Source organism: Pseudomonas sp. CAU 1711, assembly GCF_039888625.1.
Taxonomy (GTDB): Bacteria; Pseudomonadota; Gammaproteobacteria; order Pseudomonadales; family Pseudomonadaceae; genus Aquipseudomonas.
The window spans coordinates 85,882-97,861 of sequence record NZ_JBDQQT010000001.1 but is presented as its reverse complement, the minus strand read 5'-3'; the positions used below and the strand labels follow the sequence as shown (position 1 = coordinate 97,861).

Sequence of the window (11,980 nt, the reverse complement as noted above, 5' to 3'; positions counted from 1 at the left end):
GCGCGTCTCACTTGTTCAGGTAGCCGTGTTCGGCCAGGAAGGCTTCGCTGATGCCGGAAGCGCTGGGCTCGGCGGCCTTGTCGCCGAGCAGCAGGCGCTCCAGGTAGCGCGCCAGCAGGTCCACTTCCAGGTTGACCTTACGCCTCGGGCGGTAGTCGGCCATGATGGTCTCGACCAGGGTGTGCGGCACTATGGTCAGCTCGAATTCGGCGCCATTGACGGCGTTGACCGTCAGGCTGGTGCCGTCGACGGTGATCGAGCCCTTGAGGGCGATGTACTTGGCCAGCTCGCGCGGCGCGCGCACCCTGAACTGCACGGCGCGGGCATTGTCCTCGCGCGAGACGATCTCGCCGACGCCGTCGACATGGCCGCTGACCAGATGGCCGCCGAGGCGGCTGGTGGGGGTCAGGGCCTTTTCCAGGTTGACCTTGCTGCCGCTCTTCAGGTCGACGAAGGCGGTGCGCGCCAGGGTCTCGCGACTGACGTCGGCCCAGAAGCCGTCGCCGGGCAGCTCGACGGCGGTCAGGCACACGCCGTTGACCGCGATGCTGTCGCCCAGCTTGACGTCGGCAAGGTCCAGCTTGCCGGTCTCGACGTAGACGCGCACGTCGCCGCCCTTGGGCGTCATGGCGCGGATGGTGCCGATGGATTCGATTATGCCGGTGAACATGCGTCCTCCCGGTAGGTGGTGCAATGCAGCATGGATGATCTCCTGTTTTGGTCAAAAACAGGGCAATGCCGATCGATAGGGATTTTCGCGGGCGCAGCCGAACGGCGCCCCGGAAGGGAATCCCGCTCTCTCTTTATCCGGACTGTACCGTCGGCCCCGGAATCGCACCGGGTCTGCTGACCCTCTCGCAGGAGAGGCGCTCGCGGGCTAGGCCCCTGGGGGCATTACCGCCGGTGGGGAATCGCACCCCGCCCTGAGAACGTTGTGACCGCACATGGCAGCCGCGCGCCTTTTTACCACAAAGTCGCGCCCGACGACCACGCAACCCGCCCGAATGCCTCGCGATGGGCGAGCGTCAGGAGGGCACCATGCGAAGCAGGGTTTCGCCGCAAGCGCCTCCACCCAGCCTACGCGGCAAGGTCTTCTAGCGCTTCGGCAGCGCGGTGATCCGCCAGTCGTCGCCCACCGCGCGCACGTCGCGGATCTCCAGCTCCTGCGCCTCGGCCATGCGCGCCAGCGGCCAGTCGAGCAGCGGGCGGGCGCCGGAGCCGAGGAACTTGGGCGCGACGAACAGCTGGTACTCGTCGACCAGCCGGGCGCGGGCGAAGGCCCCGGCCAGCCTGGGCCCGGCCTCGACCAGCACCTCGTTGGCGCCGCGCGCGGCCAGCTCCAGCAGCAGCTTGCGCAGGTCGACATGACCGCTGCTGCCGGGCAGCGCCAGCAGCTCGTGACGCTCCTCGGTGAAGCGCTCGCGGGCGGATGCCGCCGCGCAGGTGGCGACCAGCGCCGGGCCGACCTGGAAGAAGGGCGCCGACAGCGGCACGCGCAGGCGCCCGTCGACCAGCACGCGCAGCGGCGGGCGGTCGATGGCCAGCGCGGTCAGTTCGGCATTCAGGCCCAGCTCCTCGGCGCGCACTGTCAGTCGCGCCTGGTCGGCCAGCACGGTATCGGCACCGGTGATCACCGCACTGGAGCGCGCGCGCAGGCGCTGCACGGCGGCGCGCGCCGCGGGCCCGGTGATCCACTGGCTCTCGCCGCTGGCCATGGCGGTGCGGCCATCCAAACTCATGGCCAGCTTGACCCGCACGAACGGCAGGCCCTGCTCCATGCGCTTGATGAAGCCGGCGTTGAGCTCCCTGGCCTCGGCCTCCAGCACGCCGTCGAGCACGGCGATGCCGGCCTCGGCCAGACGCCGCAGGCCGCTGCCGGCGACCTGCGGATTGGGGTCCTGCATGGCCGCCACCACCCGCGCCACCCCGGCCGCGACCAGGGCGTCGGCGCAGGGCGGGGTGCGGCCGTGGTGGCTGCAGGGCTCCAGAGTCACATAGGCGGTGGCGCCACGGGCCTTGTCGCCGGCCTGGCGCAGGGCGTGCACCTCGGCATGCGGCTCGCCGGCCTTGGCGTGCCAGCCCTCGCCGACGATCTTGCCGCCCTGGACGATGACGCAGCCGACCCGCGGGTTGGGATGGGTGGAGTACAGCCCCTTGCGCGCCAGCTCCAGGGCGCGCGCCATGAATTGCTGGTCGGGCGCGCTCATGCCTTGGACGGCTCGCGGGCCAGGCGCTCGATCTCCTCGCGGAACTCGTTGAGGTCCTGGAAGCGCCGGTACACCGAGGCGAAGCGGATATAGGCGACCTCGTCGAGCTTCTGCAGCTCGGTCATCACCAGCTCGCCGAGCACCCGCGACTTGATCTCGCGCTCGCCGGTGGCGCGCAGCTTGTGCTTGATATGAGCGATGGCCTCCTCCAGGCGCTCGACGCTGACCGGGCGCTTCTCCAGCGCGCGCTGCATGCCGGCACGCAGCTTGTCCTCGTCGAACGGCTGGCGACTGCCGTCGGACTTGATCAGCCGCGGCATCACCAGCTCGGCGGTCTCGAAGGTGGTGAAACGCTCGCCACAGGCCACGCACTCGCGGCGCCGGCGCACCTGCTCGCCCTCGGCGACCAGGCGGGAGTCGATGACCTTGGTGTCGTTGGCGGAGCAGAACGGGCAATGCATGGCGGGCGGCTATCCACTGAAAGGTGGCCCATGGTAGCGCATGGTCCCGGCAAGACAAGCCGGCGGCTTTGCGCTATACAGGCGCGCGTTTTTTGCGCTATTCCAGAGAGAGGGTTCGGCCGCGAGCAAAGCGCTTCGAGCCCCCAGATTCATTGCCGCACCGGATGCCGTCATGCCCCACCGCCTCCTCCTCGCCTCCCTGTGCCTGCTGCTGGCCGCCTGCGCCGGCGATCCGCCGCTGCCCAGGGCCGTGCCGCAGCCCGTACCGGCAGTGAAAACCGCGGCGCCGGCGCAACAGGCCCTGCCGGCCCATATGCGCGAGCTGCGCGGCAACCTGCTGACGCCCCCGGCCGGCGGCGAAGTGGAGATGGCCCTGCTGGTGGTGGACGAGCGCGACCGCCCGCTGCAACTGCTGGGCAGCCTGCGCCTGACCGGCACCGGCCAGGCCCTGCCCTTCCGCCTGGCCTTCGACCCGCAGCAGTTTCCCCGCGCCGCGCGGGTCGAGCTGCGCGCCCGCGTCAGCCTGTCCGGGCGCTTGATCCAGCGCCTGCCGCCGCAGCGCGTGCTGCACGCCGACAGTCGCGACTTCGGCGCCCTGCCCCTGGTGAAAGCTCCATGACCGCGCCCGAAGCGTTACAGAACGCGCTGCAACAGCTGCTCGGCGATGCCCGCCTGAGCGCCGAGCCCCTGCCCGGCACCGATCTGCGCCTGTGGCTGGTCGACCCGAGCAACATGGACCGCAGCTTCAGCCCCGAGGAGACCCGGCGCATCCTCGAGGAGCCGCCCTACTGGAGCTTCTGCTGGGCCAGCGGCCTGGCCCTGGCGCGCTGGCTGGCGGAAAGGCCCCAGTGGGTACGCGGCAAGCGCGTGCTGGACTTCGGTGCCGGCTCCGGGGTGGCGGCCATCGCCGCCGCCAAGGCCGGCGCGGCGCAGGTGGTGGCCTGCGACCTCGACCCGCTGGCCATCGAATCCTGCCGGGCCAATGCCGCGCTGAACGGCGTGCGGCTGGACTACTCGCTGGACTTCTTCGCCGAGCAGGACCGCTACGATCTGATCATCGTCGCCGACGTGCTCTACGACCGCGCCAACCTGCCGCTGCTGGACGCCTTCCTGACCCGCGGCCAGGAGGCTCTGGTGGCCGACTCGCGGGTCAAGGACTTCCAGCACCCGCTGTACCGCCGCCTGGAGCTGCTGGACGCCTGCACCTGGCCGGACCTGGCCGAGCCGGCGGAGTTTCGCAATGTCAGCCTGTACCACGCCAAGCGCGCGGAAACAGGGCCAGCAATAGGCCGCGACACGACCAACGGATAAGCGCCTGGGCGTAGTAACGCCGCGGGAATGTGCCTATAATCCGCGCACTTTTTTGACCCACCCCTGGGGAGTCGCCCATGAGCTACAGCAAAGTCCCGGCCGGCAAAGACCTGCCGAACGACATCTACGTCGCCATCGAGATTCCGGCCAACCACGCGCCGATCAAATACGAGATCGATCACGACACCGATTGCCTGTTCGTCGATCGCTTCATGGCCACCCCGATGTTCTACCCGGCCAACTACGGTTTCATCCCGCACACCCTGGCCGACGACGGCGACCCCCTCGACGTGCTGGTCGTGACCCCCTACCCGGTGGCCCCGGGCTCGGTCATCCGCTGCCGTCCGGTCGGCGTGCTGAACATGACCGACGAAGCCGGCGGCGACGCCAAGCTGATCGCCGTACCGCACGACAAACTGACCGTGCTGTACAAAGACGTGCAGGAATACACCGACCTGCCGGCCCTGCTGCTGGAGCAGATCAAGCACTTCTTCGAGAACTACAAGGATCTGGAGAAGGGCAAGTGGGTCAAGGTCGAGGGCTGGGGCAACGCCGACGAAGCCCGCGCAGCAATTACTAAGGCGGTTGCGGCATACCAGAAGTAAGCCAAAACCACCCCCTAAAGGCCGGCCACAAGCCGGCCTTTTTATTTTCTGAAAGTTTCCCAGACGCTCTGGGCCGGCACTAGCACTAGCAGCGATGATGCCGCGAGCCCGGCCCGGTAAGGCCCGGAGGGCGAGTGGCGATGCCCACGCGCAGCGTCAGTCAACTCAAAGCCAGAACACCGAGGGGGTTTGCCCAGGACGAAACCGGCAAACGCCGCCAGGGCGATGGAGTTGCCGATACCCGCCAGGGACAGCGTCAGCTCCGCGTTAGCCAGGGCAAACAGGGACATGATGACGAAGCCGACCCAGGGGTGCTGGCCGACGCTCCAAGCGTTCCACCGGTGAAAGCGATTCCCGCGCGGCAATCTCGGCGGCCAATAATGACTTGCGATCCTTGGCGCCCCCACTGCCCTGAGCGCAGGGGTGGGCAATGACTTGGCCGAGGAAGGCCTAAAGGCGCTTATCGCTGACCCAGCGGCGCGCCGAGGATCACGCCAGTGATGGTTGCGTGTAGGCTTCCAAGCGGACGAGCCACTTAACTCCGGAGCTAGATGCACATGGTGACCTTGGCAGGCATTGATTTGGCGTGGCTGAGCCGCCGGAACCCCACAGCAATAGCGTGGGGCGAAGTTTCCGGCCGGCAGTTGCGGCTCATCAAGATCGAGAAAGAACTCCTCGGAATAGAGGTGATCACAGAGCGGCTTGAATCCGGGCCGATGCTCACAGGCATAGCAATTGATGCGCCACTCATTATAAAAAATGACTCGGGATCGAGACCATGTGAGAAGGAGATCGGTAGGGAGTATGGCGTCAGAAAGGCATCTTGCCATCCATCAAATCTTGAGCGATACCCTGACGCAGATAGCGTGGCGTTGGCACGGTGGCTCGAAAGTGCGGGCCATAAACATCTTGGCCGAGCATCAGGCGTCTGGCAGCTGGAGTGCTATCCCCACCCGGCGATCATTGAGATATTTGGCCTGCCGGAGCGGCACCTGTACAAAAAAGGGAGCATCGTAAAGCGGAAGGATGGCCAGGTTCGTTTTGCCGAACTGCTCTTAGCTTTGGCCCAATCACCTATTCTTGGGCTTTCAATTGGTCCTGAGTCGGCTCACTACTTCAACGAAAAACACATTCGCGGCCTCAGAGGACGAGCACTGAAGCACAACGAGGACATCCTGGATTCCGTGTTGTGTCTATACATCGCTGGCCTGTACCACCTGGGAGTCTCGAATAAAGTGTTCGGAGATACCGTGGAAGGCTACATCTATGTGCCGCAGATAATGTGTACCTAACAAATCCTTGCAGCGGACGCCTGATACTACAAAAATGAACTTAGCGATCATGGCCGTATTTATTCTATCCGGCATCAGCGATTCAGCTTAGCCATCTGGCCACACAGCATATATAGCCACTCCAACCGCTCATGCCCTCGACACCCCACTATGGTCACAGTTCTCCGCGCCCGATTCCCCGCCGATGCACATGAAGTTGCCCGCATTTTTCGTGAGTATGTCTCCAGCCCTATCGCGAACCTCAACTTCCAAAACTACGAAAGCGAGTTCGCAAACCTGCCCGGGCAGTACGCCGAGCCTCACGGGTGCATTCTCCTTGCGCGACAGCAGCACGCGGTGATTGGCTGTGCCGCGCTGCGCCGCGTGAGCGATTCAACCTGTGAGCTGAAACGGGTCTATGTTCGACCCGGCGCACGCGGCAATCGCGCGGGGCGGCAGCTCGTCGAAAGCATGATCCGCGAGGCCCGCGATCAGGGCTATTCGCGCATGTGCCTGGATGTGCTGCCAGAGTTCGTGGCGGCACAAAAGCTCTATGCATCCCTCGGTTTTGTCGCCGCGCAAGCCGTAAGCTACAACCCAGTGCCCGGCACGCAGTTTCTAGCGCTGCCGCTGTAGCACACAGGTGCGGCCCAGCAGTGGATAATGTCGCCCGCTACGCTCACGTTAACGTCAGGCGAATACGGAAGGATTCATATGACCCAAGACGACAGCAGATCCCAGTTCAGCGCCCCCGTGCTGCGCCCCCGGCATTCTGCCGGCGACGCGTCTTGGGCTTTCGTGGTGCTACCCAGAGAGGCGAGCGCGAAGCTCCCGAGGCGCGGCCGGGTCAGCATCGACGGGAGCATCAATGGCCAGGCGTTCAGAGCCTTGCTCGAGCCCGATGGGCGGAATAGCCACTGGCTGAAGATTGAGCAGGCGCTACTTGAGGCGGCCGGCGCCAGCGTGGGCGAGCTCGCGCGCTTTGACATCATGAGCGTGGCCAACGAGCCGGAGCCGGAGGTGCCCGCCGATATGCTGCAGGCGCTAGCCTCCCACCCTGAAGCCCTGGCCACCTGGGATGACACGACCACTCTGGCTCGCCTCGACTGGATTCACTGGGTCACCTCCGCCAAGCAGGCAGGGACGCGCACCAAGCGCATCGGCGACGCCTGCGACATGCTGGCCGCAGGCAAGAAACGGGTTTGCTGCTTCGATCCCTCGGGCTTCTACAGCAAGGCATTCAGCGCCCCCGACGCCGAGGACTGAACGTTGCGACTACAGAGCCAGCCGCGCCTGACAACCTCCCCGCAAGCCCCCGCGCGGTCATCGCGCGCCGGGGCCGGACGCCGATGAGCCTGCGTCGCCGCGCGATATCTGCAGGCTGCGTGGCCGCGCTGCTCTACAGCGGCTTCATGCTGTGCGTGCTCATCGCGGCCGGCAGCATCAAACCGCTTCACCAGGCGCTCCCCGCTGCCCTGCTCGGCATGGCTACGGCATTCGCAGTCGGAGCCCTGGCATTCGGCCTGATTCCCCATCTGTTGAGTACTCTCATGGATAACTCATCCAGCACCTTCGATCTGATCAACAAGGCCTCCCTGGCCACCGCCCTGGTCTCCATCCTGATCGGCGTGATTGCAGCACTGATGCTGATCTTCGGCGTGTCGCAGGCCATCAAGCCATTGCTGGTCGCGGTGACACTGTTCGCGGGCTCGGCCGCCGCCCTGTGCTCGCTGAGGTTCTTCTTCACCAACCGCAATAGCGAGTGACCCGCGGGAATCGCCACGAGCCCGCACATTGTGCCCCGCTGACAGGACGGGATGGCAGAGGGCAAGCCGGGCCGCGGCGTACTTGCGCAGCCCGGCGGCCACCGCTGCGGATCGTTCGCAGGCAGGGCGCGCGCCTCGCAATCGAACGGGCATTCGGCCGGCGCCATGCTGAGGGCGCGGCCGCCCTGGAACAGGCCGGTCGGAGCATGGAGAACGGCGGTTCGAAACGCGCGCGAGCCATGGGATTCGTGCGATAAAGGCGGCCATGGATATCAAGCAGCTCAGATTCCTCGTCGCCCTCGACGAGACCCGCCACTTCGGCCAGGCCGCCGAGCGCTGCCATGTGACCCAGCCGACCCTGTCCATGCGCCTGCGCAATCTGGAGGAGGAACTGGGCGTGGAGCTGGTGCGCCGTGGCCAGCGCTTCGAGGGCTTCACCGCCGCCGGCCAGCGCGTGCTGGCCTGGGCGCGCAGCCTGCTGGCCGCCGAGGCCGGGTTGCGCGCCGAAGCGGCCGCCTGTCGCGGGCAGATGGTCGGCACCCTGCGCCTGGGCGTGGTGCCGCTGGCCGGCTTCGATCCCATGGAGCTGATCGGCGACTTCGCCGCAGCCCACCCGCAGCTGCGCTTCCAGCTGTTCGCCCTGAGCAGCGAGGAGATTCTCGAACGCCTCGGGCGCAACCAGCTGGACCTCGGCCTGTCCTACCTGGAACGCCTGGACCGCGAGCATTTCGCCGCGCTGGAACTGGCCGAGACGCGCATGGGCCTGCTGCACGACAGCCGCCGCTTCGCCTTCGCCGAAGAGGCGCTGAGCTGGCAGACGGTCGCCGCGCTGCCGCTCGGCCTGCTCACCAGCGAGATGCACTTTCGCCAGTCCATCGACCACGGCCTGCGCAGCGTCGGCCTGAGCCCCAGCCCCTGGCTGGAGACCGACGCCGTGCACCAGCTGCTGCAGGCCGTGGGGCGCGGTCTGTGCTGCAGCATCCTGCCGCTGCGCCACGGCCTCGGCGAGCTGCCGGCGCAGCTGGCCCTGACCCCCATCGCCAACGCCCAGACCCTCGCCCCGCTGGGCCTGATCATGCGCCGCGGCGCACCGCGCTCGCCGCTGGCCGAGGCCTGCTTCGACCTCGCCCGGCGCGAGGCGCAGCCGATAGACGGGCTCGATCAAGCCATCGCCAGCGGCGATTAGACAGCCCGGCGCGGCCACCCTAGGCTGGAGTCCTCCCCCCGCGGAGGGCCCTGCCCATGTCCCGCTACAGCTTCAGCGAACTGAGCGCCGCCCAGGCCGTCGGCTGCACCGCCCTGGCCGAGGAGTGCGCCCTGGCCATCGGCTACAACGGCCTCAACCAGGCGGTGATGATGGTCTCGCCCACCGACCTGGAGGACTTCGTCTGCGGCTTCAGCCTGAGTAACGGCCTGATCGCCAGTGCAGACGAGCTCTACGACCTGCGCCTGAGCGGCAGCGGCGACAGCCGCCAGGCCGAGGTGGACATCGCCAGCCGCGCCTTCTGGGCGCTCAAGCAGCAGCGTCGCCAGCTGGCCGGCAACGGCGCCTGCGGCCTGTGCGGGGTGGAGGCGCTGGAACTGGCGCTGCCCGATCTGGCGCCGCTGCCCGTCAGCGCGCTGCCGCCGCCGGAGCATCTGCACCAACTGCGCCCGCGCATCGCCGCCACCCAGCAGCAGGCGCGCAGCAGCGGCGCCATGCACGCGGCGCTATTTGTCGATGCCCAAGGAGAAATCCGCCTGTGCCGCGAGGATATCGGCCGCCACAACGCCCTGGACAAGTTGATCGGCGCCCTCGCCCGCCAGCGCCTGGACGCCCGCGCAGGCTTCGCCGTGGTCACCAGCCGCTGCGGCCTGGAGCTGCTGCACAAGGCGGTGCGCGCCGGCATCCCGACCCTGGCCAGCCTCTCCGCGCCGACCGCGCTGACCGTCGACTGGGCGCGCCGCCACCGCCTCAACCTGATCCACATTCCCCACAGCAGTTCGCCGCGCGTCTACAGCCCGGCGCCTGCCAGCGAGGTCACCGCCGCATGAACCGCCAACCCCGCTACCAGCCCTACGCCGGCCCCGCCGCCGGCTGGGGCGCGCTGCGCAGCGTGACCCACCACTGGCTGGACAGCAAACAGCCGTTCAAGAACCTGCGCGCCCTGCTCAAGACCAACCAGAACGGCGGCTTCGACTGCCCCGGCTGCGCCTGGGGCGAATCGCCCGACAACCACTTGGTGAAGTTCTGCGAGAACGGCGCCAAGGCGGTGAACTGGGAAGCCACCAAGCGCGGCATCGGCCGCGACTTCTTCGCCCGCTACAGCGTCGCCCAGCTGCGCGAGCAGAGCGACTACTGGCTGGAGCACCAGGGCCGGCTGATCGAGCCGCTGGTCTACGAGCCGGCCCGCGACCGCTATGTGCCGATCGCCTGGGATGGCGCCTTCGCCCTGATCGCCGAAGTGCTCAGGGGCCTCGCCAGCCCCGATCAGGCCGAGTTCTACACCTCCGGCCGGGCCAGCAACGAGGCGGCCTTTCTCTACCAGCTGATGGTGCGCGCCTATGGCAGCAACAACTTCCCCGACTGCTCGAACATGTGCCACGAGGCCAGCGGCGTGGCCCTCGGACAGAGCATCGGGGTGGGCAAGGGCACGGTGACCTTCGCCGACTTCGCCGAGGCCGACGCCATCCTGGTGTTCGGCCAGAACCCCGGCACCAATCACCCGCGCATGCTGGAGCCGCTGCGCGAGGCGGTGGAGCGCGGCGCCAGCGTGGTCTGCTTCAACCCGTTGAAGGAGCGCGGCCTGGAGCGCTTCCAGCACCCGCAGCACGCCCTGGAGATGTTGGCCAATGGCGCCAAGGCCACCAGCACCGCCTACTTCCGCCCGAACCTGGGCGGCGACATGGCGGTGGTGCGCGGCATGGCCAAGTGTCTGCTGCAGTGGGAGCACGAACGGCCCGGCAGCCTGTTCGACCACGCCTTCATCGCCGAGCACACGGACGGCCTGCAGGACTGGCTGGACGCAGTGCAGCGCAGCGACTGGGCGCAGATCGAGCGGCAGTCCGGCCTGAGCCGCGCCGAGATCGAGCAGGCCGCGCGCCTCTATGCGCGCGCCGAGCGGGTGATCGCCTGCTGGGCCATGGGCATCACCCAGCACCGCCATTCGGTGGCGACCATCCAGGAAATCGCCAACCTGATGCTGCTGCGCGGCCATATCGGCAAGCCCGGCGCCGGCCTGTGCCCGGTGCGCGGCCACAGCAACGTGCAGGGCGACCGCACCATGGGCATCAACGAGCGGCCGCCGGCCAGCCTGCTCGATGCCCTGCAGCGCCGCTTCGACTTCGAGGTGCCACGCGCCCAGGGGCACAACACGGTGGAAGCCATCGCCGCCATGCTCGCCGGCCGCAGCAAGGTATTCATCGGCCTCGGCGGCAACTTCGCCCAGGCCACCCCGGACAGCCCGCGCAGCCACGCGGCGCTGCGGCAGTGCGAGCTGACCGTGCAGATCAGCACCAAGCTCAACCGCAGCCACCTGATGCACGGCCGCCAGGCGCTGATCCTGCCGTGCCTGGGCCGCACCGACATCGACCTGCAGGCCTGCGGCCCGCAGGCGGTGACGGTGGAGGACTCGTTCAGCATGGTGCATGCATCAAAGGGCCAGCTGGCGCCGCTGTCCGCGCAGATGCGCTCGGAGCCGGCCATCATCGCCGGCATCGCCAACGCCCTGCTCGGCGCGCGGCCGGTGGACTGGTTGTGGCTGGTCGAGGACTACGGACGCATCCGCCAGCTGATCGCGGACTGCATACCGGGCTTCGCCGGTTTCAACGACAGGCTGACGCAGCCCGGCGGCTTCTACCTGGGCAACAGCGCGGCGCGCCGGCAGTGGAATACCGCCGGAGGCAAGGCGCGCTTCGTCGCCCATGCGCTGCCCGACGACCTGCTGCCGGAGCAGGCACGCGGCAGCGGCCAGCGCCCCGACCTGGTGCTGCAGACCCTGCGCTCGCACGACCAGTACAACACCACCCTGTACGGCCTGGACGACCGCTACCGCGGCGTGCGCGGCATGCGCGAGGTGCTGTTCGTCAATCCCGAGGACATCCGCCGCCTCGGCTATGAGCCGGGACAGAAGGTGGACATCCTCTCGCTGTGGGACGACGGCATCGAGCGCAAGGTGAGCGGCTTCACCCTGCTGGCCTACGACACCCCGCCGGGCCAGGCCGCCGCCTACTACCCGGAGACCAACCCGCTGGTGCCGCTGGCAAGCGTCGGCCTGGGCAGCCATACGCCGACCTCCAAGCTGGTGGCCATTCGCCTGCGGCCGAGCAAAGCCGGGGCACGCATTGTGTAACTCCCCCCTCTCCCTCCGGGAGAGGGGC

14 protein-coding genes and 1 riboswitch are annotated in these 11,980 nt (G+C 67.8%); of the genes, 10 read left to right on the top strand and 4 right to left on the bottom strand.

Annotated elements, in window-relative coordinates; genetic code table 11:
- Positions 1-7: 7 nt before the first annotated feature.
- From AAFN46_RS00415 to nrdR, 3 genes are all read right to left on the bottom strand, one after another.
- Positions 8-670, bottom strand: a complete 663-nt coding sequence (locus tag AAFN46_RS00415; protein ID WP_347806708.1) for a riboflavin synthase — start codon at positions 668-670, stop codon at positions 8-10.
- A gap of 120 nt (positions 671-790) precedes the next feature.
- A riboswitch (FMN riboswitch) is annotated at positions 791-935 on the bottom strand.
- Between the two features lie 159 nt (positions 936-1,094).
- Positions 1,095-2,207 (bottom strand): bifunctional diaminohydroxyphosphoribosylaminopyrimidine deaminase/5-amino-6-(5-phosphoribosylamino)uracil reductase RibD, encoded by a 1,113-nt coding sequence (gene ribD / locus AAFN46_RS00410; protein ID WP_347806707.1) that lies wholly within the window; start codon positions 2,205-2,207, stop codon positions 1,095-1,097.
- Entirely contained in the window at positions 2,204-2,668 is a 465-nt protein-coding gene (gene nrdR / locus AAFN46_RS00405) for a transcriptional regulator NrdR (RefSeq protein WP_347806706.1), read from the bottom strand. The genes ribD and nrdR overlap by 4 nt, the downstream gene beginning before the upstream one ends.
- Positions 2,669-2,840: 172 nt before the next feature.
- Here nrdR and AAFN46_RS00400 point away from each other — a divergent pair, with 172 nt between their 5' ends.
- The 3 genes from AAFN46_RS00400 (at position 2,841) to ppa (ending at position 4,584) form a co-directional block, all read left to right on the top strand.
- Complete coding sequence (locus tag AAFN46_RS00400) at positions 2,841-3,287, top strand: YbaY family lipoprotein (protein WP_347806705.1); 447 nt, start codon at positions 2,841-2,843, stop codon at positions 3,285-3,287.
- Entirely contained in the window at positions 3,284-3,979 is a 696-nt protein-coding gene (locus tag AAFN46_RS00395; protein WP_347806704.1) for a 50S ribosomal protein L11 methyltransferase, read from the top strand. The genes AAFN46_RS00400 and AAFN46_RS00395 overlap by 4 nt, the downstream gene beginning before the upstream one ends.
- A 77-nt stretch (positions 3,980-4,056) precedes the next feature.
- Positions 4,057-4,584 (top strand): inorganic diphosphatase, encoded by a 528-nt coding sequence (gene ppa / locus AAFN46_RS00390; RefSeq protein WP_347806703.1) that lies wholly within the window; start codon positions 4,057-4,059, stop codon positions 4,582-4,584.
- 41 nt (positions 4,585-4,625) lie between these two features.
- Here the strand turns inward: ppa and AAFN46_RS00385 are convergent, their stop codons facing one another.
- Positions 4,626-4,874: a hypothetical protein gene (locus tag AAFN46_RS00385; protein WP_347806702.1), complete on the bottom strand. Its 249-nt coding sequence runs from the start codon at positions 4,872-4,874 to the stop codon at positions 4,626-4,628.
- 261 nt (positions 4,875-5,135) lie between these two features.
- Here AAFN46_RS00385 and AAFN46_RS00380 point away from each other — a divergent pair, with 261 nt between their 5' ends.
- The 7 genes from AAFN46_RS00380 (at position 5,136) to AAFN46_RS00350 (ending at position 11,952) form a co-directional block, all read left to right on the top strand.
- The gene (locus AAFN46_RS00380) at positions 5,136-5,876 is read left to right on the top strand and encodes a DUF429 domain-containing protein (RefSeq protein WP_347806701.1); all 741 of its coding nucleotides are present in this window, start codon (positions 5,136-5,138) and stop codon (positions 5,874-5,876) included.
- Between the two features lie 150 nt (positions 5,877-6,026).
- Positions 6,027-6,491, top strand: a complete 465-nt coding sequence (locus AAFN46_RS00375; RefSeq protein WP_347806700.1) for a GNAT family N-acetyltransferase — start codon at positions 6,027-6,029, stop codon at positions 6,489-6,491.
- Positions 6,492-6,569: 78 nt separating this feature from the next.
- Positions 6,570-7,121: a YdeI/OmpD-associated family protein gene (locus AAFN46_RS00370; RefSeq protein ID WP_347806699.1), complete on the top strand. Its 552-nt coding sequence runs from the start codon at positions 6,570-6,572 to the stop codon at positions 7,119-7,121.
- Between the two features lie 83 nt (positions 7,122-7,204).
- Positions 7,205-7,621, top strand: a complete 417-nt coding sequence (locus AAFN46_RS00365; RefSeq protein ID WP_347806698.1) for a hypothetical protein — start codon at positions 7,205-7,207, stop codon at positions 7,619-7,621.
- A gap of 265 nt (positions 7,622-7,886) precedes the next feature.
- The gene (locus AAFN46_RS00360) at positions 7,887-8,807 is read left to right on the top strand and encodes a LysR family transcriptional regulator (protein WP_347806697.1); all 921 of its coding nucleotides are present in this window, start codon (positions 7,887-7,889) and stop codon (positions 8,805-8,807) included.
- 56 nt (positions 8,808-8,863) lie between these two features.
- Positions 8,864-9,655 carry a formate dehydrogenase accessory sulfurtransferase FdhD gene (gene fdhD, locus AAFN46_RS00355; protein WP_347806696.1) on the top strand — a complete coding sequence of 264 codons (792 nt, stop codon included), beginning with the start codon at positions 8,864-8,866 and terminating at the stop codon, positions 9,653-9,655.
- Positions 9,652-11,952: an FdhF/YdeP family oxidoreductase gene (locus AAFN46_RS00350; RefSeq protein ID WP_347806695.1), complete on the top strand. Its 2,301-nt coding sequence runs from the start codon at positions 9,652-9,654 to the stop codon at positions 11,950-11,952. The genes fdhD and AAFN46_RS00350 overlap by 4 nt, the downstream gene beginning before the upstream one ends.
- Positions 11,953-11,980: the final 28 nt, after the last annotated feature.